The sequence below is a fragment of the Spirosoma aerolatum genome (genome assembly GCF_002056795.1).
Taxonomy (GTDB): Bacteria; Bacteroidota; Bacteroidia; order Cytophagales; family Spirosomataceae; genus Spirosoma; species Spirosoma aerolatum.
Genome location: NZ_CP020104.1, coordinates 4,742,932 through 4,765,013, shown reverse-complemented (window position 1 = coordinate 4,765,013; position 22,082 = coordinate 4,742,932). Strand labels below are relative to the sequence as shown.

Genomic DNA, 22,082 nt, shown 5'->3' with positions numbered 1-22,082 from the left:
CAGTTACACCTCATACAACCTAAAACGTCACTCGATGTATGATTTCTAATCAAACAATTAATCGCTCAGGTCGCTGGCTTTTGCTACTGGCAGGGCTTTCCGTTTCAGTTGCCGGATATGCACAGGATGCGGTATCGTATCAAACTCCGCCTAAACCGTTGGCCGATCTGGTTACGGTGCCGTCAACCCCTACGGTGAGCATGTCGGGGAAAGGCGACAGGATGGTCATGCTCGAACAGGCCGAAGTGCCGACAATTGCTGAACTGTCGCAACCCGAACTCAAACTGGCCGGACTTCGCCTGAATCCAGCCAATACAGGTCCCAGTCGGGCGCGGTACATTACGGGACTGAAACTGCGGAAACTGACCGATAAAGAGGAGAAAACAATTGCTGGTCTGCCAGCCTCGCCAATGATTAGCTATGTTAGCTGGTCACCCGATGATTCGAAGATTGCATTTGCTAACTCGACTGATAGCCGAATCGACCTGTACGTAATCGATGTGGCAACAGCTACGGCCAAGCAGGTAAGTACAATGGCACTAAATGCAACGCTGGGTGTGCCGTATCGGTGGCTGTCGGACAATAAAAGCCTGATTGTGAAAGCCGTTCCGGCCGGCCGTGGCCCTGCGCCAGAGGTAAGCCGCGTGCCTGTAGGACCCACCACGCAGGAGAACGTGAAAGGTGCCCGCGGACAGGCTCCAACCTACCAGGACCTGCTCAAGAATCCATCCGACGAAAAGCAATTCGCCTATTACACAACGGCACAGGTCGTTAAATTGGGATTAGACGGTACTACGACCAACATCGGCCAGCCCGGCATCATCCTCTCGGCCGATCCCTCACCAGATGGAAAATATGTCATGGTCGAAACGGTACATACGCCGTTTTCCTATCTCGTACCTGTATATCGGTTCCCGCTAAAAACGGAGATTTATGCCACTGGTGGGACGCTGGTGAAAACGCTCAACGACGGCCCATTGCAGGAAAATGTTGCCTACAGCCGGGATGGCGTTCCGACAGGACCGCGCGATTACAACTGGCGGACGGACGTCGCGGCTTCGGTCTATTATACGGTTGCGCAGGACAATGGCGATCCGAAAGTAAAGGCTGATGTTCGGGATAAAGTGTTTTTGCTGGATGCGCCCTTTTCCGCCGAGCCTAAAGAAATCTACGCGGCTCAGTTTCGGTTTGGTGGGTTCGATTGGGGGAACGAGTCGACGGCATTAGCCAGCGAACGGTGGTGGCAGAGCCGCAAAACCATTACCAAAGTTGTGAATCCAGCTACCTGGCAAACCTCGGTTCTGTTTGACCGCTCGTACGAAGATCGATATGCCAATCCAGGTCAGCCTGATGTGAAGCAGAACCAGTATGGCCGGGATGTGCTGAACATTCTGCCTACGGGCGAAATTCTGATGCTGAATGGACAAGGCTCATCCCCCGAAGGTGACCGCCCGTTTGTAAGCCTTCTGAATCTGAAAACAAAGCAGACGAAAGAGCTCTGGCGTTCGGCGGCCCCGTATTTTGAACGTCCGGTTGCCGTGCTGGATGCTGCCAAACAGGTGATTCTGACCACGCGCGAATCGCCCGACGAAAACCCAAATTATTTCGTTCGGAATCTGAAAGCACGGATTGCTCCCATTCAGGTTACGTTCTTCCCGCATCCGTACCCGCAACTGAAAGGGATTCAGAAGCAGCAACTGCGCTATAAGCGCCCGGACGGTGTCGACCTAACTGCCACTTTGTACTTGCCGGTTGGTTATAAGAAAGAACAGGGACCACTGCCTACCTTCCTATGGGCGTACCCAGCCGAATTCAAAAGCAAAGATGCGGCTGGTCAGGTATCGGGTTCGCCCTACCAGTTCAACCGGATTAGCTACTGGGGCGCGGCTGCATTCGTGACAATGGGTTATGCTATTCTGGATAATGCCAGCATTCCGATTGTAGGCGAAGGGGATAAAGAGCCGAACGATACCTATGTGGAGCAACTGGTAGCCAGCGCAAAAGCCGCTATTGACGAAGGTGTTCGGTTGGGCGTAGTCGATTCAACCAAGGTAGGTGTAGGTGGTCACTCATATGGTGCGTTTATGACGGCCAATCTGCTCACACACAGCCGGATGTTTAAGGCCGGTATTGCACGTAGTGGGGCCTATAACCGGACATTGACACCGTTTGGCTTCCAGAACGAACAGCGTACCTACTGGCAGGCTCCCGAGGTGTACAGTAAAATGTCGCCATTTATGAATGCCGACAAGATGAAAACGCCACTCTTGCTGATTCACGGTGAGGCCGATAATAATACGGGCACGTTTCCCATTCAGTCGGAACGGTATTACAATGCGCTGAAAGGGTTTGGCGCTACCACCCGACTGGTGTTCCTGCCATACGAAAGCCACCATTACGATTCCAAAGAATCGCTACTGCACATGCTATGGGAAATGAATGGCTGGCTCGACAAATACGTGAAAAACCCAACAACGGCGGCTCAGCCCAACAAAGCTGGTAAAGTAGGCGGAGGGAAATCTGAGAAGTAATCGATTTTAAGTGATTAATCATCCAGACGAAGGAGGAGGCTTAAGGACTCTCCCTTGGCTGGATGATATTTTTTGCTTTATATTTTCTCCAGCAGGCTTAGAAATTCCTGCTTTTTATTGCGGGAAACAGGGAGGGCCTTGTTATTGGCCATGACCACTTCGCCACCATCGCCCCGAATATAACGCTGTACATACCGCAGATTAATGAGGTAGCTGTGATGCACCCGGCAAAATCCTTTCGTTTCCAATACATCTTCTACCTCCTTCAGCGTCTTCGAAATCAGGATAATCTGCCCGTTTTTAAGCGCAAAACGTGTATAACCACCATCCGATTCGCAGTAATAAATTTCCTCGCTGTGAATAATTTGTAGACCTTCCATCGTAGGAAGCGCGATCCGATCGCCCACACGCTGACTTTGCAGGTAACCTAAAAACTGCTCGATATTGGTGGGGGCCTGTGTGGATTGTTCCTGCTCGGCCTTATTGACCGCCCGTATCAGTTCATCTTTATCAACGGGTTTCAGAATATAATCTAGGGCATTATGCCGAATGGCTTTAATGGCGTATTCGTTGAAGGCGGTCGTGAAAATCACGCGAAATCCGTTATACTTACAGGCTTCCAGCATTTCGAATCCACTCATCCCGGGCATTTCAATGTCCAGAAAAATCAGATCAGGGTGCATCGACTCGATGGCCGCCAGACCTTCCTGGCCATTAGCGCATCCGGCCAGAATCTGAACCGAAGGACAGTACCGTTTCAGCAGGAGCGTTAGTACGTCGCGGCAATGTTTTTCATCATCAATAAGTAGAGCAGTCATGGTTGTTTGAGTTTCATGGTAAATATAACGCTGGTTCCGGCCGGTTCACCAGTCGGTCTGGTTAAGTCGGTAAAGTAGATACCTGCATTCACATCATACACTTCATTTACAATTTGTAGCCGTTCTTCCGTAAGGGCATGTCCGTAGGTCTTATGCGCTGTCAGCCCACGTAGTTGTGCTTTGGCAGAGGCTTCGCGGCCAATGCCATTATCGGTAATTTCGATCACTAAATAACCATCCTGTTCACGGCAATCGATGCATAAGGTTGGCTTACGAACATTCGGCTGCAAAAGACCGTGTCGAATGGCGTTTTCAATATACGGATAGGTCACCATTGGAGGAATGCTCACCAGATCAGGATTGAGGGATTCACTGACGGTTAGCTGAAAATTAAACTGGTTATCGCACCGCAACGACTCCAGTTCTACATACAGCTTCAGGGCTGTCAGTTCGTTGCTTAGGCTGACCCATTCATTGGCCGTATTGGCCATAATCTGGCGCATGAGCTTCGAAAACTTAGTCAGGTAAAGCGATGCCTGCTCCGACTCATTTTCCAGCACAAATTTATTGATGGCGTTCAGGCTGTTGAAAATGAAATGTGGGTTCATCTGGAGCCGCAATGCCAGCAATTTAGTTTCGGCAATTCGTCGGTTGTTGATTGCCAGTTGTTGTTGAACCTGCTGGTAGGCCTGTTCGGTTTCGACCCGACGGATTTTCTGGGCGCATAGGGCCGCAATTTTGGTCAGGATGGTAAGGTGATGCGGACGGAAAAAGCCTCGTTTCGGATGTTCGGCATCAATGACTCCCCAGACACAGCCGTTATGCCAGATGGGTACGGCAATTTCGGAAAGACGAACGGCATCATCGGCAATATAGCGTTTGTCAAGAGCCGTATTATCAATCCGCTCGGGCTTGCCGGTTTGGGCAACAGTTCCTACAATGCCCTGACCTACAGTCAGTTCGATGGGGTGAACGATCGTCCCGGCAGTCGATCCTTTAGGGCCATGAGCCGCTTTTTGAATCAGTACCTGGCGGCTTTTGTCAAGTTCATAAATCACACAGTCAACAAACTTCAGACGAGCGATACAGTTCCTGACCACGTCCCATAGTACCTCATCCACGGTGCTCTGCTCCAGCAGCGACATCGCGAAGAAGTTAATGACCCGTTCTACTTCCAGTTCTTCTTTTAGAGAAGGCTGATATTCCGGCCTCGAAACTGTTTTTTTATCATTTGCCACAATCCGTTTGCTGTATGAGTTAATCGATGAACAAAAGAGCATTGCTTCTGTGAAACCACCTAGCCCGAACCAATAACAGGCGGATTTGGCCCGATAACTGGTCTACTTTACCAATAGCTGGTAGGCAATGAAAGCTCTGAGGAGCCTGAAAGCCTGTTATTGACGTAATGCTACCAGTTGTTGGTCCGATACTACCAATTGTTGACTGAGGCTGGTTGTTGAAGACAATCGCTCGAAATTTGTTCCCCAAGTAGACCTTAAGCTACTACTAACGATCCTCCTGGTTCGTATTTTGTATGGCATCGTATAGTATATTCGTTCGATTGAGGTACCAGAACAAACAGCAGGTGCCTGGGAATATATGCCCCAACTTCAAATGAACCATGCTGCCGCCAAAAGGAATGCCATGAGTGATTGGTTCAGACGTACGCAGTGTATTCAGTTGTTTATACTGATGCTCGTGTTTGGGTCGGGTTATGGGCAGACTCCGGCTATATCGTTTCAGCGGTTGACCTTACAACAGGGGTTGCCTGCGAATTATACGTCGGCCATTACCCAGGACAAAGCAGGGTTCATCTGGATTGCCACCGTCAATGGCCTGTGCCGATTCGATGGGTTACGCTGCCTTCGGTTCACTCGTCAGCCCGGCGACTCGCGATCGTTATCCCATCGTATCATGCGAACGGTATTCACATCCCAAAATGGCACTCTTTGGGTGGGGGCGCAGGAAGGGCTGAATCAATTCGAACCGGCTACCCAGTCGTTTCAACGGCATTCATTTGCCAGTTTGGGAGCAGGTTGCGATTTTATTCGCTATATAGCCGAAGGTCAGGGTGGACAATTGTGGCTGGCTACAAAAGGAGGGGCAGTTAGCTTTAACCCGGCTACGGGTAAATCGGCTTTATTAATCCTGCCTGTTGGTACAGCTTCGCCTACGGATGTAAAATCGATTCGCCGGATTCTGGTCGATGGTCATACACTCTGGATTGGGACACAGGGAGGCCTCTATGCGTATGATGTACGTACAAAGCAGGTTCGTTCATGGCTATCTAACACCTACATTTCTGCGCTGGCCCGGCATCCGCGAACCGGCGAAATTTTGGTAGGTACGAATCAGGGGCTTTTAACACGACTCAACCCGACTACGGGGGCTTTGATGCCCGTCTCGGAGTTAAGCGTTCAGGAGCCGATCGCGTCCATATTGTTTACCCGAACGGGCGATTTGTGGGTGGGGGTTACCCGGAAAGGACTCTATCACTTCGATGCGGCTAGTAACCGGTTCCTGCCGTATCAAAACAATGAAGACAACCCGCGCAGCCTTAGTTCTAACTCCATTATTTCGCTATATGAAGACCGAGCTGGCGTTGTTTGGGTATTGACCGACGATTCAGGCGTTTGCTGGTTCAATCCAACCGTTGAGAAGTTTCACTCGCTATTTGATGAAGTTAATTATATGCCGACCAATACCTTAGGGTTTGATGCGGCCGGTTTATCGATCGATCCAACCGATAATTCCGTGTGGGTGGCAACTCGGGATGGCGTGGCGCACATCAATCCCCAGCATAAAGCGTATCAACTTTATCATCACGAACCGGCGAATACCAACAGCATACGGGATAATTTCAATTACTCTATTCTAGCCGACCAGGCTCGACGAATATGGATTGGTACAAAAAATGGCCTTGACTGGCTTGACCCCATTTCCGGTAAAGCAATGCACATACCGAGCCTGTCTGAAGGTATGGAGCGTGGCCGCTTGCCCAATGCACACAAAGCCATCGCCGGTAATCAGGTGTTCGGACTGATTAAAGCGCCTGACGGACGAATCTTTATTGGCACCAACGAAAGACTTACCATTTACGACCCTCGAACAAACCACTTTTCGCACCAATATAACGATACGCGCATAGCCAGATTGCCCGGTAAAAATTACAACACGCTCTATTTAGACCGGGAGCAGAATTTATGGGTAGGCGGCCTGGGACCCGTTTATAAGATCAGCCCTGATTTCAAACTGCTGGCCCAATATGTACACAGCGATGACCCACAGAGCCTTCCCGACGATGGGGCAACCGGATTTGCTGAAGATCGGTTTGGGCGAATGTGGATCAGTACGGATGATGGACTAGGGTGTCTAAATCAGAAGACGGGAAAATTTCAGGTGTTTTCGACCCAGCATGGGCTGCCTCATTTTGATGCATCTGGCGTATTTGTGGAGGGCGATACCGTTTGGGTTACTACCAGTCGTGGGTTAGCGCTGGCCGATGTTCGGCATCTGAAGTTTACAGTGTTTACAGAAGCCGACGTGTTTTCGGCCTCCGAATTTGAGTCCGGTTCCATCGTTCGGGATGCATCGGGACGGCTTTACTTCGGGGCTATGCACGGATTGGTTTATGCCGATCCGAACCGTATGCGACGCAACCAGTTTGTCCCACCCGTATGCCTCACATCGTTGCGGGTAAATGCACAGGAATGGGGACCTGGTCAGTTAGCGACCCCCAACAAACTAGAGCTGCGCTACACGCAAAATATGTTTACGTTTGATATGGCGGCTTTGAGTTTCGATAACCCAGGCGATAATCAGTATGCGTACAAACTGGAAAATTTCGATGCCGACTGGAACCGGGAGGGGAATCGTGCTTTTGCCAGCTATACCAACGTGCCTCCCGGCGATTATGTGCTGCACGTGCTTGCATCGAACAACGATGGCGTGTGGAATCGGACAGGGTATCGGCTTCCGATCACCATTCAGGCACCTTTCTGGCAAACCTGGTGGTTTCGGATCACTACGCTGCTGACTCTGCTGACTCTGACCGGGTTTGTGGCCCGTTGGCGTGAAAAGCAACTGGCCGCTCAGCAACGGGAAAAAAGTGAACTCCGCGAGCGGATAGCCGCTTCGGAAATGAAGGCGCTACGGTCGCAAATGAATCCTCATTTTTTGTATAACTCGCTGAATGCCATTCGGTTGTTTATCCTCCAGAACGATAGCGATAATGCCGATAAATACCTGGTTAAGTTTGCCCGGCTAATGCGGCTGATTCTGGATAACTCCCGGCTGGAATGGGTCACGCTCGATAGTGAGCTGGAACAGTTGACCTTGTACCTGGAACTGGAGCAACTTCGGTTCGATGACCTGTTCAATTTTTCAGTTTCCGCCGACCCGTCGTTAGCGCTGGACAAAACAGCGATTCCCCCCATGATTATTCAACCGTATATCGAAAATGCGATTCTTCATGGAATGGCTCATAAAAAGACGAAGGGATGTATCCGGGTAACTATTGAGCCTAAGCCTACTCACCTGGAATGTACCGTTGACGATGATGGGGTTGGCCGTCAGCAGGCGCAGGTGCTTAAAAAGCAGGCTTCAGGCCACAAGAGCGTTGGCTTACGGGTAACCGAAGACCGTCTTCAGTTGATCGGCCAGCGAAGTGGGCAGGCTGCAGGTGTTCAGATCATCGATAAATACGACGAAAACCAGCAACCCGCCGGTACGCGTGTGATCATTCAATTGCCGTTCCTGAATCAACAGGCTGAATAAAGCTGTTTTGTTGCTATCGGAGCGCGAACAAATCATTAATGCCGAGCATCCGTCGGCTAATAAACCCTTCACCGAACTCGGCACCGATCATGTGACCATGCTCACGCGTGCGGGCTTCGAGGAATTTCATGAATGCTTCGCCCGAAATGTAGCTTTGAGGCTCATCGCTGTCGGGATTGAAAAACTGGCTTTTATAGGCCTGAATAGCGGCTAACTTTTGATCCCAGTAAGGCGTAACGTCAACCACAAAATCGGGCTTTAGTGAACGATCCTGAATGAAATTATAGATCAGAATAGGGCGGTGTGCTTCCTGCGGCTGGCCATCTTTACCAATGGTTTTTATCTGCCGGAGTCCTGAGTAAAAACAGGCATCGGCTACCAGTTCAGACGCTCGGCCGTGGTCGGGGTGGCGGTCGTCGGGTGTATTGGTCAGGACTATTTGGGGGCGATACTGACGGATCAGTGGGATGAGCGCCAGTTGATGCGCTTCATCGTTTCGGAAAAAACCATCACGAAAGCCCATATTCTCGCGGGCACTCAACTGCATGATTCGCGCGCCTTCTGCGGCTTCCTGGGCTCGAATTTCGGGAGTACCCCGCGTGCCGAGTTCCCCCCGTGTCAGATCAATGACGGCTACGGTTTTACCTTGGGCAATCAACGAAAGAACCGTGCCTGCACAAGTCATTTCAACGTCGTCGGGGTGGGCCGCAATGGCGAGTACATCTACTGTCATGAAAATGGTTTTGTTGATTGGTGGTTATACTCTATAGGGTTGTCTCTATACAATCAAGCTGCCCGTCGATTTGTTCCAATAGGCTTTTAAAAAGCCCGGTGACGATTATTTCATATAAACCTAGTATTATTGGCAACCCAACCATCGACTCCTGACTACCTTGACCTATGTCGTACAAAGCACTTGCCCTTCAACTAACCTGCCAAACTGTTAACTCCTGCCAAACCCGCGAAGAAGCCGAAACCAAAATGCTGGAAACGATTCAGCGAATCGAACGGCAAATTGCAGCATCCCTTACAACAATTGGGCGAGAAACCCTGCTGGTGGTGGTACCCGAATTCTTTCTGACCGGGCCGCCTGAAGATGAAACTGTAGAGCAATGGGTCGATAAGGCGGCTCTGGAAATAGATGGTCGGTTGTACGAAGCGATGAGTGCGATGGTGCAGCGCCAACAAATCTATTTTTCGGGTAACGTATACGAACAGGACCCATTTTTCCCGGAGCTGTATTTTCAGACCAGCTTTATTATGGGGCCAAACGGCGACGTTTTGCTGCGCTACCGGCGGCTGAATACCTTGTTTACGCCTACACCGCACGATGTCTGGGAATTATACCTGGACGCCTATGGCTATGATTCGCTGTTTCCGGTTGCCAAAACCAACATTGGGAATCTGGCTTGCATTGCATCCGACGATATTCTTTACCCCGAAGTAGCGCGTTGCCTGACCATGCAGGGGGCCGAGGTACTGATTCATTCTTCGTCTGAACAGAACAGTCCGTTACCTACAGCGAAAGGGATTGCCAAACAGGCGAGAGCCATCGAGAATATGACGTATGTTGTTTCAGCTAATTCGGCTGGTCTGGTGGGTAATTCCCTTCCCGGTAACACCATCGATGGTGGTTCGTCCATTATTGATCCGAAAGGGCTGATTTTGGCGAAAGCTGGTTCGGGCGAAAGCCTGGTGGCAAACGCCGATATTGACCTGGCTGCCTTGCGGGAATTTCGCCAACGACCTTCGGTCAGTAATTTATTGGCACGCCAACGTACAGAGCTATACGCTGGAAGCTACGCAAAACACACGGCTTACCCGCCTGGAACCCTGTTGAGCCAGCCTGCCGAGCGTCAGCATTTCATGCGTACCCAGCAGGAGGTGATTAAAAAGTTGTATAGCTAGTTTACAGTTGGCTGACTTACAGTTGATTCTATACGGTTCGAACTGTAAACCGTACATTAATCTTCCGCCTTAGCTTTCCTACGTCGTCGTTGTAAGCGGAACAAGTTGCTTCCTGCTTCTTCGGGTGTTTGATCGCCTAGTAGTACACCCCAGGCACGGAGGCTGTCGACCCGGTCGAAAATGACTTTCATGATGGCGATGGCTGGAATCGACAGAAACATGCCTGATACACCCGCCAAGGCTCCACCGATCAGTACGCCCACGATAGAAACCAGCGCATTGATACGAACTTTAGACGCTACAATCAGCGGAACCAGTACGTTGTTGTCGATGAACTGGACAAACAGAAAGATGCCAATAACGCCCAGAATGACTGAAAGTTCTGGATTGGTACTGAAGGTAACGAGAACCGTAAGTCCCGTTGCTACCAGACCGCCAATGTATGGAATCAGGTTAAGGATGGCCGCCATTACACCCAATAGAATGGCATATTGTACGCCCAGAATCATCAGCCCTATCGAATTCAGCGCTGCTACACAGGCTGTTTCGATCAACAGTCCGACCATATAACTCTGGATCACCGCTTTCACTTCGGCCATAACTACCCGTACGCGTTCGGTATGCTTTTCCGGAAAGAGTACAACGATAAAATGCAGTAGCATAGAGCGATAGTAAAGCAACAGAAACACATAAATCGGCATCAGGAGTATGGTGCCCAGCGGCCCTGTTATGACGCCCAGCGTATCGGGACTTTGCAGGGTGTTGAGCGTTTGTGCCTGAGCTTTCTGAAGGTATTTCTCCTGCTGCCGATAACTGACATTATATTCACGGCGTATCCATCGTTTGGCATCCTGCACAAAATCATTGATGTGATCCCGAATTTTGGGAATGTCGTCAGTAAAGTCCGATAACTGTAGGGAAATCAAAACGGTTACCCCTGTAATGATGATTATAGCGGCCAATAAAGCCAGACTAATGGCAATAACTTTATGCATGCCAAGCCGTATGAGCCAATTCTCAATGGGGCGGAGCAGCACAGCAATCAGGCCCGACAGCGCTAGCGGAACCAGAATATCCTGACCTAAATAAATGCCGGCTGTCAGAATGGCCAGGGCCAGTAATGAATGCGAAAACTGGTGGTAATGAGGGCGGGTAGAGTCGTCGGTCATGAGGTAGCGAGGGTTTAGGCGTTCAACCGTTACAGGTGAATTTTGTTTACAGAATGCCTACTTCGAACGAACTGATTGAAACAACGAAGTTGACAGTTGGCAGGTAATATAGCGTAAGATCTGAGTTGTTTTATGGGTACTTTCCCCTCGGAACGAAAACTTACCGTACTTTTGTGGATTCATGATGACACCAACCATTCGAGATATTGCCTATCAGCTTCGGCAGGGAAAGCTGATCGCTCTGGCCGATGAGACAGGCTGGTCGCTAGCCGTTGATCCAGTCAATGATGCGGCTGTGGCCCAATTGCTATCGCTGGCAAATCGGATACCTGCTGGCCTGCAACCAACGGTCCTGATTCAAAATGCGGATCAATTGGGGTTGTACGTGCTTAAACTTCCCGATATTGCCTTCGATCTGGTTGAATTTGCCGAAAACCCCCTCACCGTGGTGTACGATCAGGGTAAAAATATCTCTTTGTTGGTCTGGAAGGATGGGGCGTCTGGCGAAGCGGGTAGTCTAACGGCTGGTGAAGTGTCGGTTCGTCGTGCGTTGAATATCGACATTCAGCGGCTCATTGGTAGTTTTGGCCGCGGATTACTTACGTTACCATTTGAATCGTTGACGCTACCGGCTGATGTCGAATCTCTGATTTCCGAACGCTTTGGAACGCTCCCCGGTATGCCTAAACGCCCCCGTATCATGCGGTTGAAAGCGAACGGCGAGGTAAGTTTTAGTAGAAAGTAAATCGGGTTTCCGGTTGTCGGTTTACAGTGATGCGGAGCAGTCCTGCATTAGACTGTTGTAAACCGACTACCGGAAACTTCTATGTAAACGAATGAATTTTAGCGAAACACTTCATAAGCACCCGATTTTTGACACCATTGCCCAGCAGGCTAATGTGCTTGGGCTACGCGCCTACGTCATTGGTGGATTTGTGCGTGATCTGGTGATGAATCGACCTTCGAAAGACATCGATGTGGTGTGTATTGGGAGTGGTATTGCCCTGGCCGATGCTGTAGGAAAAGCCCTTGGAACGCACGTTGCGGTATTCCCGAACTTTGGTACGGCCATGTTACGGGACATAAAAGGAGAACAGGAGTGGGAGGTTGAGTTTGTCGGTGCCCGGAAAGAGTCGTACCGGAGCGATTCCCGAAAACCCATTGTTGAAGACGGTACGTTGGAAGATGATCAGAACCGCCGGGATTTTACGATCAATGCAATGGGGATTAGCCTGAATGCCGATGACTTTGGCGAATTGCTCGATCCATTCAACGGGCTACGAGACATCAAACGAAAAACCATCCGTACACCGCTTAATCCCGATGTTACGTTTTCCGACGATCCCCTGCGGATGATGCGGGCCATCCGGTTTGCTTCGCAATTGAGCTTCGACATCGAACCCGATACGTTCGATGCCATTGTTCGGATGAATGAGCGCGTGACGATTCTTTCCCGCGAGCGCGTTACTGACGAACTCAACAAAATCATTTTGTCGCCTACCCCGTCGTATGGCTTCAAACTGCTGTATCACGCGGGAATATTGGACCGGATTTTTCCCGAACTGGTGGCGCTGAGAGGGGTTGAGACCATTGAGGGTAAAGGACATAAGGATAATTTTTACCATACCCTGCAGGTGCTGGACAACATTGCGCATCGTGCCCAGCTCAACCCTACACCGGCCGATCGGGAAAATGAACTTTGGCTACGCTGGGCGGCCTTGTTGCACGACATTGCCAAACCCGCTACCAAACGGTTCGACCCGAAAGTGGGCTGGACGTTTCACGGACACGAAGACATGGGCGCGCGCTGGGTACCTGGTATTTTCCGTACCATGAAACTGCCGCTAAACGAACACATGCGGTTTGTCCAGAAGCTCGTGCGGCTTCACCTGCGTCCTATTGCCCTGACGAAAGAGCAGATCACCGACTCGGCCCTGCGCCGGTTGCTGTTCGATGCGGGCGACGATCTGGAAGGGTTAATGGCGTTATGCCGGGCCGATATTACCTCGAAGAATTACGAGAAGGTGCAGAAACATCTGCGTAATTTCGATAAAGTAGAACGGAAACTGCATGACCTTGAAGAACGCGATAAAGTCCGTAATTTTCAGCCGGTTATTACGGGTGAGTTGATTATGGAAACGTTTGGTCTGGGTCCCTCAAAAATTGTAGGCGATATCAAGACCGTTCTGCGGGAAGCCATTCTGGACGGTCTGGTTCCCAACACGCTCGAAGCCGCTTTCCCATTTTTACTGGAAGAAGGCCGCAAACGCGGTTTAACCCCCCCTAAAACGATTAAAAATGAATAATGGACAATGAACAATGTAGGATGGATAATGAGCAACCGGGTGCTTGTGCCGCCATTTCTCATTGTTCATAATATAGTGTTCATTAGTCATTCATATTTTTTTATGGACAACAACAATACCAACTTTCGGCGCTTTTTTGGCGCAGCACTCACCATCCTGGGTGTCGTAGTCGTATTATTCGCGCTAGTTGCTTTTCTGTCGGAAGGAAAAGCGGTTTTGGGCCTGCACGTTTCGAAAGCCGAATCGGCTGCCCCTTTTATTGTCGGCATGATATTTCTGGTCACGGGTGTGAATCTTGTTCGGGAGTCGTAACGGCTTACTCGCCCTGCTGGCATGTACAGCCAAATGGGTGGTTTCCGAAATGTCAACCTGAATAGTCTCGTATCCACGCAACATATTGATTGTTTTTCGGTCTTTCCTGCATGAGTGTTTATGTAGGCTTTGTATGGCAATCGATGGTTCGCGTGCAATTTGGGTTGATTATCTTCGGGCATTTATTACCCTTCTGGTTGTTGGGCACCATGCCGCTTTAGCCTACCCAACATTTGCCTTTTTTGACTCTACTCACTACATCTATTCGACCGCTCCCATTGTCGATAATGGGCGCTGGGCGGTTATGGATAGGTTTATTGGGTTCAATGACGTATTCTTCATGGCCCTGATGTTTTTCGTCAGTGGATTGTTTGTGTACCGGGGGCTACGCAAGAAGGGCAGTCAAGTCTATTTGAAGGGTCGATTTGTTCGGCTGGGGATTCCGTTTCTCATTGCTGAGTTATTGATTATTCCGCTGGCCTATCTACCCTCGTTTTACCTATCCACGAATTCGACTAGTCTGGCTGGGTTTATAGAGGATTACGTGATTACCCAGCAATGGCCTGTCGGACCGCCCTGGTTTATTTGGCTGCTGTTGGCGTTCGATGCTGTTACCGCGCTGGTATACTGGCTGTTTCCGTCCTTTTTTTCGACCCTTGGAGAGAGCTTGGTTCAACTCATTCGAAAGCCTTTTCGCTTCGGATTACTTGTGTATGGATGTGCTGCTGTTTCGTTAATCCCATTGAGCTTATGGGTGGGTCAATACACCTGGATCGGCAATTGGGGCCCTTTCGACTTTCAGCTTAATCGGGTCGTCTTTTATCTGCTGTTTTTTTGGGTAGGCGTTGGCTTAGGAAGTGCCGACTGGCAGCCATATTTGTTTCAGCACGACAGGTTATTTAATCGCCACTGGATGGTTTGGCTGCTTGTGAGTTTGTTCGCCTACTGGCTGGTTATACGGGTATCTGCACTGGGCGAAAATTGGGTAAAGCAGGGTCTAATCTCATCCGTTGAGGGTTATTTGCTGTACGATCTGGCCTTTGTTGTGAGTTGCTTAGCAAGTATGGCGGCCTGTCTAAGCATTTTCCGACAAGCCCTTAGAAAACCCAGTGTCGGCTGGACGAATCTGTCAGGTAGGGCTTATGGCATTTACATCGTACACTATCCATTTGTTACGTGGCTACAATTTACTTTTCTTGACGCTTCTCTGCCCGTTTGGGTAAAGTTTCTGTTCGTATTTGCAGGGGCTTTAAGCCTGAGTTGGCTCAGCGTCAGTCTGCTTCGAAGAAACTCACTGGCTGCTCAGGTTCTATGAATTGTCACGGCCCTTCTATTCGGCTTCAATACTATTCGCCGGTTAATGGCTGCAAGAACAGTTGATTTGAAGAAAAATGGCATTACTTGGTCAGCCGTGCCGTTACCAGCCATGGGTAGGTATTGAGTGGCTGCGGTAGACCATCTGGCTGAATTTGAAGATACATCAGGTGCAGGTGAGTTGGAGAGCGGGATTTGTAGGCGTTAAAACCCGTACGGCCCATTTCGGCCAGTTTTTGCCCGCCCTGCACCCAATCGCCGGGACGGACATCGATCTGGCTGTTATGGGCATAATAAAACAGACCATGCAGGATGGGGTCATACACCCAGATCCAGTTGCCGCCCCGGTATTCGGAACCGGGCTTCCACTGCGTTTCAATGCCGATGACAAGGCCGGATGTCATGGCTAATATATCGACGGGGGCACCTGTACGGTCGTCGATAACATCCTGATTTCGGTCGCTGATGAAGATGTCCTGTGCTGGGTGGCTTCCCCGAACATTGTAATCGAACAGATCGAAGCCCGTACCTCTATATCCTTCCCCATGTTTACCCCCGATGGCGCTGGGTGAATAACCTTTAATAGGAAAATTGAAGTACTGACCAGATCGGCGTAGACTGTCGCGTTGGATAGAATCCAACTGGAAACTCTCCTGACTATGAAACCGCTCCTGTAACCCATGCATAATACGGCTGAACTGCATGCGGGCGGAGTCGGGTGTTATACTTTGTTCGCGGATTTGTGTATAAAGTGTCTGAAATCGCTGACAATACGTATAAACGGATGGTTCGTCGGAGTCACTGATCACCGTTTGGGATGAGGCCGCATTCAGGCCTCCAATCAATAACGCTCCCACAATACCCAATACCCGCATGTACAGAGTTAGGTCAATCTTCACTACGCTAATGGTTCGATTAATTCGTCAAAATTACGCAAAGAAGCGGCATTGACGTATGAAATGGCAGGGAAACGAAAGGCTTTCTGAAAATAACGTTTTCACAGCGGAAAATCTGAAAATCATTTGGAAATAAATTTTATTGTCACGTTATTCGCCCAAATTTATAACAAACAATGCAAACAGGAACTGTAAAATTCTTTAATGAAACCAAAGGGTTTGGTTTCATTAAACCCGATGAAGGTGGCGAAGATATTTTTGTACACGCTACTGGCCTCATCGACCAAATCCGCGAAAACGACAAAGTGAAATTTAACGTCGAGCGTGGACGGAAAGGCTTAAACGCCGTTAATGTCGAAATAGCTTAATTGTAAGATATAAAGACAAGCCGTTGAAAAAAACATGCCTCAAGGCATGTTTTTTTTTGCCCTATCAGTTTCCCGCGCCATTTTTGTGGACGAACCAATTGGTCATTTACTGGTGATTGATAGTCATTCATCGTTTTACAACCAATGACTATCAATCACCAGTAAATGACAACCAATGACTATTAATGACCCTATCTATTGACCAACGGGTAGCTGCCCGGCTCGGCCTGAACAACCGGGCAGTGGCTGCTACCATCGAATTACTCAACGGCGGAGCTACCGTCCCCTTCATTGCCCGATACCGCAAAGAAGCTACTACCTCGCCCGATCGTGGCCCTCTCGATGAAGTGCAGATTGGACAAATCCGGGAAACCTATCAAAAACTACTTGAACTCGACAAACGCCGGGAAGCTATCCTGAAAGCCATTGACGAGCAGGGGAAACTTACTCCCGAACTGCGTAAGAAAATTGAAACTACCGATTCGCTGGTCGATCTGGAGGACCTGTATTTACCCTACAAACAAAAGCGGAAAACCCGTGCCGTGCTGGCGATTGAGCGCGGGCTGGAGCCACTGGCCAACCTGCTGATGGCGCAACGGGAACCGGATCTGGAACGAATTGCCCAGCGCTATTTGTCGGATGCAGTGCCGACCGTAGAGGATGCGTTGCAGGGGGCACGCGATATTCTGGCCGAACGCATTAGTGAAGATACCGACGCCCGACAACGCATAAGGAACCTGTTCGACCGCGAAGCTATCATCAGATCGGTCGTCAAAAAGGGCAAGGATACAGAAGGGATAAAATTTAAAGATTACTTCGATTTTGCCGAACCCCTTCGGCGCGTACCCTCGCACCGCTTGCTGGCCCTGCGTAGAGGAGAAGCCGAAGGCTTTTTGAGTGTGAGCATCGGCCCCGATGAAGACGCGGCTATCGAACGGCTTGAGCGGCAGTTCGTTGCCGAACGGTCGGGAACGCCGGCCTGTAAGGAACAGCTTTCCCTGGCAATTCGGGACGGCTACAAACGACTGCTCAAACCATCGCTTGAAACCGAATTTGCCAATAGTTCGAAAGAAAAGGCTGATGCCGAGGCTATTCGGATTTTTGCGGAAAATCTGCGGCAGTTGCTGCTGAGTCCTCCCCTCGGTCAGCAGCGGGTATTGGCTATCGATCCCGGCTATCGAACGGGGTGCAAAACAGTTTGTCTGGACGCCCAGGGTAATTTGTTGACCGATACGGTATTATACCTGACCCAATCCGAAGCGCAGCGCCAACAGGCCGCGCAGGTAGTTCAGAGATTAGTTGCTCAGTACAAGATCGATGCGGTTGCGATCGGAAACGGAACAGCTGGGCGGGAAGCGGAAGAGTTTATTCAAAGCCAGAACCTCACCAAACCATCGGGCGAACGAATCCCCATCTTTATGGTAAGTGAACAGGGCGCTTCTATCTATTCGGCATCGGAAGTGGCCCGGAGCGAATTTCCAGACCACGACGTAACGGTTCGCGGAGCCGTCAGTATTGGCCGCCGACTGATGGACCCACTGGCCGAACTGGTTAAGATAGACCCCAAATCCATTGGCGTTGGGCAGTACCAGCACGACGTTGACCAGACCGATTTAAAAACCAGTCTGGATATGGTGGTTGAAAGCTGCGTGAACCAGGTAGGGGTATCGCTCAACACCGCTAGTGCGTATCTGCTTCGGTATGTATCAGGTTTAGGCCCACAGTTAGCAAATAACATAGTTGCGTACCGGGCCGAACACGGTGCCTTCAGTTCGCGCGATCAGTTGAAAAAAGTAGCCCGGCTCGGACCAAAGGTATTTGAGCAGTGTGCCGGATTCTTACGTATCGAAGGAGCTAAAAATCCGTTAGATAATAGTGCCGTTCATCCCGAACGCTATGCCATTGTAGAACGTATGGCCAAAGATGCGGACAGCACCGTAACAGACTTGATTCGTCGCCCCGAATTACGTCAGCAGATCAAACCCGAGCGATACGTGACTGATACCGCCGGTTTACCCACCCTGCGCGACATTCTGGCTGAGCTTGCCAAACCCGGTCGTGATCCACGTGAGCAATTGTCGGTGTTTGAATACGATGCCCGCGTTCGGTCGGTCGATGATTTGCACGAGGGTATGGTGCTACCAGGGGTCGTGACCAACATTACGGCCTTCGGTGCTTTTGTCGATATTGGTGTGAAGCAGGATGGTCTGGTACACGTTTCGCAGATGGCCAACCATTTTGTTTCGGACCCGAAAACGGTGGTGAAGGTGCACCAGAAAGTAAAAGTTAAGGTGATGGAAGTCGATAAAGCCCGTAAACGTATTGGATTATCGATGAAATTTTGATAGGTTGCATTGTTCCTATGTGCTTTCGCGTTACTTAAAGGCACTTACGATCCAAACCCCAATCCGTATGCAACAACGCTGGTTCCGGGCTACTGTCGGTCCCGTTCTGCTGAGCGCCTGCCTGCTTTCATTGCTTTCTTCCTGCGAAGCCCTCCGTTCGTCGGGCCCCTCCGTCAGTCGTCGTCCATCATCGGCTAAGCCTGTTGCCCGTCGTGCGTCAACGGGTAAGACGCCTGCTCGTCCTCCCGCTGTTCCGGCCAAACCTACGGGTAGGGTCGTGGATTCGCGAACGTACGAAAATCGATACGTACCTGAGGTCGTGAAAATTGCCCGAACCTACACGGGTACGCCGTATCGTTCGGGGGGCAACACGACCGATGGGATCGATTGCTCTGGATTAGTCTTTGCCGTGTTCAACACGGTTGGCCTGCGAATGCCACGGATATCGTGGCAGCAGTCGGAAGTGGGGCATGAAGTAGAAGTGGCCGAAATTCTGCCCGGTGATCTGATTTTCTTTGTTCCCGATAAGGGGCAGGCGGGGTATGTCTCGCATACGGGTATTGTGACAGAGGTAAACGGCGCTCAGGAAATCCGGTTTATCCACGCGTCGTCTTCACGGGGTGTACGTGAAGACAACCTATACAGCGATTATTTCAAAGGCCGTTTCGTCAAAGCTCTGCGGCCATTTTGATGAATAGTGGGTACTGCCAACAACGAATGCGCCTTTAACTAAGAGGTTTTCAGACTAACTAATTGCGTAGCGATCCAATGTTTGCAGCTACAACCAGATTGACTGCATAAGGCGTGCCGTAGGTACGAAATTGATTAACAGTATCGTACCTACGGCACGCATATTACTGTTGAGAGATGGCATATAAATGCTTATGATACTGAAATGAATAAGAACTAAAAAACGAAAACCGCTCTCTGGAGCGGTTTTTCTATACAATGGTGGATGAGTTCAGACGGTTGGCTGGGTGCTATTGATGAGTTCTTCCCAGTGGGCGCGATCTTTTTTCTTCAACTTCATTTCCAGACTTAGGGCTTCGTTTCGGGTTGGGAACTGCTGCGTAAACTTCACTTCCCAGGGTTTCCCATCGGCTGTGGCCGGGTTGGTTTTGGCATTGTGTTGCCACAGGGTGATGCGGAGGTCCTTAGTCTGACCAATGAAGTACTGGTCGATGGTAGGGCTGTATATGATATAAACGGTATGCATACGGTTACTAGACTATTGTCAAAACTACACATTTGATAACAGAAAACAAACATTAACCGTGTAGGCGGGAAAGTATATTGACTGGAGTAAAAAAAATGGCTATTGGAGTTGGATGAGTAGATTTTTTCATCATCTTTGCACCCACAAAACGGGGGATTAGCTCAGTTGGCTAGAGCGCTACAATGGCATTGTAGAGGCCATCGGTTCGAATCCGATATTCTCCACCAAACACCCCTAAATCCTGCTTTCCAGCCCGGAAAACAGGATTTATCATGTTCAGCCACCTCAATTTAACAAATCGCTTAACAAGTACCCTTATGGAGTTGCCGAAAAACAACTCTCAATCAATACCACCCTTCCGACTTTGTAAACTTTACCACTTCGATTACGACACCTCAAAAACATGGCTTTTAGAGTTCTACCAATGGAATGTTAAAACCCAGCAATGTGAACGCCGTTTCTTTAGTCGGCACTTCAATAAACTAAAGAAGAAAGACGACCGATTAAAGGAAGCTCAGAAGTGGGAACGCTTCATCAATCAGCAGTTAGAGAATGGCGCGGTTTACAACCCCGATATTAAGCCGGGAGTGAAAAAGCCTACCTCAGTAACCAAGCCGGATACGCACTTACTGCTAGATGATTTAAAACGGTATTTGGGGGATAAGGAAACGTCGCTTAGTACGCCCGAATCGTATAAGGTTTACCGTAACTTCGGTGATAAGCTGACAGCCTTTGTTCAGAAGAATAAGCTAGGCCAAATAGCTACTGAAGACTTTACGCCCGAACTGTGTGAAAAGTATCGAGACTACATTTTAAAGCTCCACAGCCACCCAACTACACGACGTAAAGAAATAGGGCTGGTAAAATCCTTTTTCCTGTATTACACCAAGAAAGGCCGTAAACGTTTCGATGTTAGCCCGGCTAATGATTTGGAATTAGTGCATAAGCAGGAATCGGAGCTACACGAACCGTACACCGACGAACAGGCAACACAGATTTTTGCAGAGATAGAGAAACGGCAGGATTATACACTACTGCTATTCATCTACTTCGTGCATTACTGCTTTGCCCGGCCCGGTAAAGAAGTCCGACTAATGAAAGTTGGCGATTTGCGCGAACGGTCGGTTATGATCCGGCCCGGTCGGTCGAAAACCAGCATTACCAAAACGCCAACCTTGCCTAAGCCCTTAACTGAGTTAATCGACTTTTTAGAGCTTCGTTCGTTTCCGGCTGAACACTATGTTTTTGGTCAGGATGGTAAACCCGGCCCGGTTCCGGTTGGTAAAAACCACTTTTACCACCGACACAAAAAAATCCTTACAGACTTAAAGATTACGGGCAAATATACCGTCTACGGCTGGAAGCATACCGGCAATATTAAAGCTATCCGGCTAGGTATTAATCCGAAGAAACTGCAATTACAAAACGGCTTTACGGAGTATAGAACGATGGAGATTTATACCCGTCGTTTGGCCGCTTTTGCCGATGATGAGATTTATGAAAAGTTTATTTAATCCGTTCACCATAACCCCCGTTCACTATGAAGTACTTATTAGGCTTATGCCTTGCCACTATTTTATTCTGTTGTGCTGATGACAAACAACAACAAAGGATTGATGATTTAGAAGCTGAAATTAAAGAGCTTAAAGCTGAACGAGTAGAAGCTAAGGCAAGTAAGCAGCCGCATAATTCCCCCAAACTTAAGCAGGACAAGGTTGAAGAGATGACAAGTGATAGCGCGTTGGACTATTCCCCAGAGCGATTACGGGTGCAAAATGAAGTAAGAAAAATAACTGTTACCATTGACGACTATAAATCGGATGGAGTAGGCTATTTAGGAGAAATAACAGTAAAGTTGCAGAACCCTACGAAATATAGATTTGATTTTTTAGCCGCAAATGTCAACTACATTAAGGCAAACGGAGATTTATACAAAACCGAAAAAGTCTATTTCTACAATGTTGAACCTTTCTCTGAGCGAATTGAAAAAGCGCCTGAGAGTAATCGAGGTGTAAATCTTACAGTTCACCTTGTTGATGCAAAGAGTGATGTATTAGAACGAGACCTAAAAAAATAAGCTTTAACTAGCTCGATCACAAAGCCCGACTTTAATGGTTGGGCTT

General features: G+C 49.3%; 18 protein-coding genes and 1 tRNA gene. 13 read left to right on the top strand and 6 right to left on the bottom strand.

The window, feature by feature from the left end; genetic code table 11:
• Positions 1–38 precede the first annotated feature (38 nt).
• The gene (locus B5M13_RS19770) at positions 39–2,531 is read left to right on the top strand and encodes a S9 family peptidase (protein ID WP_080057302.1); all 2,493 of its coding nucleotides are present in this window, start codon (positions 39–41) and stop codon (positions 2,529–2,531) included.
• Positions 2,532–2,608: 77 nt separating this feature from the next.
• Here the strand turns inward: B5M13_RS19770 and B5M13_RS19765 are convergent, their stop codons facing one another.
• Together B5M13_RS19765 and B5M13_RS19760 are read right to left on the bottom strand one after the other, a co-directional pair.
• Entirely contained in the window at positions 2,609–3,349 is a 741-nt protein-coding gene (locus B5M13_RS19765; protein ID WP_080057301.1) for a LytR/AlgR family response regulator transcription factor, read from the bottom strand.
• Positions 3,346–4,587, bottom strand: a complete 1,242-nt coding sequence (locus B5M13_RS19760) for a histidine kinase (protein WP_245859403.1) — start codon at positions 4,585–4,587, stop codon at positions 3,346–3,348. The genes B5M13_RS19765 and B5M13_RS19760 overlap by 4 nt, the downstream gene beginning before the upstream one ends.
• Positions 4,588–4,963: 376 nt before the next feature.
• On the opposite strand from B5M13_RS19760, the gene B5M13_RS19755 reads away from it, so the two are divergent.
• On the top strand, positions 4,964–8,125 hold the full coding sequence (locus B5M13_RS19755) for a ligand-binding sensor domain-containing protein (protein WP_245859401.1): 3,162 nt from the start codon (positions 4,964–4,966) through the stop codon (positions 8,123–8,125).
• 13 nt (positions 8,126–8,138) lie between these two features.
• Here the strand turns inward: B5M13_RS19755 and bshB1 are convergent, their stop codons facing one another.
• The gene (gene bshB1 / locus B5M13_RS19750) at positions 8,139–8,858 is read right to left on the bottom strand and encodes a bacillithiol biosynthesis deacetylase BshB1 (protein ID WP_080057299.1); all 720 of its coding nucleotides are present in this window, start codon (positions 8,856–8,858) and stop codon (positions 8,139–8,141) included.
• A 167-nt stretch (positions 8,859–9,025) separates the two neighbouring features.
• On the opposite strand from bshB1, the gene B5M13_RS19745 reads away from it, so the two are divergent.
• On the top strand, positions 9,026–10,033 hold the full coding sequence (locus tag B5M13_RS19745; RefSeq protein ID WP_080057298.1) for a nitrilase-related carbon-nitrogen hydrolase: 1,008 nt from the start codon (positions 9,026–9,028) through the stop codon (positions 10,031–10,033).
• Positions 10,034–10,089: 56 nt separating this feature from the next.
• On the opposite strand, the gene B5M13_RS19740 is transcribed toward B5M13_RS19745, so the two are convergent.
• Positions 10,090–11,202 (bottom strand): AI-2E family transporter, encoded by a 1,113-nt coding sequence (locus B5M13_RS19740; RefSeq protein ID WP_080057297.1) that lies wholly within the window; start codon positions 11,200–11,202, stop codon positions 10,090–10,092.
• A 181-nt stretch (positions 11,203–11,383) separates the two neighbouring features.
• On the opposite strand from B5M13_RS19740, the gene B5M13_RS19735 reads away from it, so the two are divergent.
• The 4 genes from B5M13_RS19735 (at position 11,384) to B5M13_RS19720 (ending at position 15,135) form a co-directional block, all read left to right on the top strand.
• Positions 11,384–11,947 (top strand): L-threonylcarbamoyladenylate synthase, encoded by a 564-nt coding sequence (locus tag B5M13_RS19735; RefSeq protein ID WP_080057296.1) that lies wholly within the window; start codon positions 11,384–11,386, stop codon positions 11,945–11,947.
• Between the two features lie 91 nt (positions 11,948–12,038).
• Entirely contained in the window at positions 12,039–13,508 is a 1,470-nt protein-coding gene (locus B5M13_RS19730; RefSeq protein ID WP_080057295.1) for a CCA tRNA nucleotidyltransferase, read from the top strand.
• A 102-nt stretch (positions 13,509–13,610) separates the two neighbouring features.
• Positions 13,611–13,820: a hypothetical protein gene (locus B5M13_RS19725; RefSeq protein WP_020595613.1), complete on the top strand. Its 210-nt coding sequence runs from the start codon at positions 13,611–13,613 to the stop codon at positions 13,818–13,820.
• A gap of 133 nt (positions 13,821–13,953) precedes the next feature.
• Positions 13,954–15,135: an acyltransferase family protein gene (locus B5M13_RS19720; RefSeq protein ID WP_080057294.1), complete on the top strand. Its 1,182-nt coding sequence runs from the start codon at positions 13,954–13,956 to the stop codon at positions 15,133–15,135.
• 82 nt (positions 15,136–15,217) lie between these two features.
• Here the strand turns inward: B5M13_RS19720 and B5M13_RS19715 are convergent, their stop codons facing one another.
• The gene (locus B5M13_RS19715; protein ID WP_179950503.1) at positions 15,218–16,009 is read right to left on the bottom strand and encodes a M23 family metallopeptidase; all 792 of its coding nucleotides are present in this window, start codon (positions 16,007–16,009) and stop codon (positions 15,218–15,220) included.
• Between the two features lie 197 nt (positions 16,010–16,206).
• Between B5M13_RS19715 and B5M13_RS19710 the strand changes: the two genes are divergently transcribed.
• The 3 genes from B5M13_RS19710 to B5M13_RS19700 all read left to right on the top strand — a co-directional run bounded on the left by B5M13_RS19710 (position 16,207) and on the right by B5M13_RS19700 (position 19,434).
• Positions 16,207–16,398, top strand: a complete 192-nt coding sequence (locus tag B5M13_RS19710; protein WP_020595610.1) for a cold-shock protein — start codon at positions 16,207–16,209, stop codon at positions 16,396–16,398.
• 185 nt (positions 16,399–16,583) lie between these two features.
• Positions 16,584–18,743 carry a Tex family protein gene (locus B5M13_RS19705; RefSeq protein ID WP_080057292.1) on the top strand — a complete coding sequence of 720 codons (2,160 nt, stop codon included), beginning with the start codon at positions 16,584–16,586 and terminating at the stop codon, positions 18,741–18,743.
• 67 nt (positions 18,744–18,810) lie between these two features.
• A complete protein-coding gene (locus B5M13_RS19700; protein ID WP_080057291.1) occupies positions 18,811–19,434 on the top strand; it encodes a C40 family peptidase in 624 nt (207 codons plus the stop codon).
• A gap of 270 nt (positions 19,435–19,704) precedes the next feature.
• Here B5M13_RS19700 and B5M13_RS19695 read toward each other — a convergent pair whose 3' ends face one another.
• Positions 19,705–19,959, bottom strand: coding sequence for a GIY-YIG nuclease family protein (locus B5M13_RS19695; protein ID WP_080057290.1), 255 nt, complete (start codon positions 19,957–19,959; stop codon positions 19,705–19,707).
• Between the two features lie 150 nt (positions 19,960–20,109).
• On the opposite strand from B5M13_RS19695, the gene B5M13_RS19690 reads away from it, so the two are divergent.
• From B5M13_RS19690 to B5M13_RS19680, 3 genes are all read left to right on the top strand, one after another.
• Positions 20,110–20,186 (top strand) — tRNA-Ala (locus B5M13_RS19690).
• Between the two features lie 90 nt (positions 20,187–20,276).
• A complete protein-coding gene (locus B5M13_RS19685; protein ID WP_245859400.1) occupies positions 20,277–21,473 on the top strand; it encodes a tyrosine-type recombinase/integrase in 1,197 nt (398 codons plus the stop codon).
• Between the two features lie 26 nt (positions 21,474–21,499).
• Entirely contained in the window at positions 21,500–22,036 is a 537-nt protein-coding gene (locus B5M13_RS19680) for a hypothetical protein (RefSeq protein WP_080057288.1), read from the top strand.
• Positions 22,037–22,082: the final 46 nt, after the last annotated feature.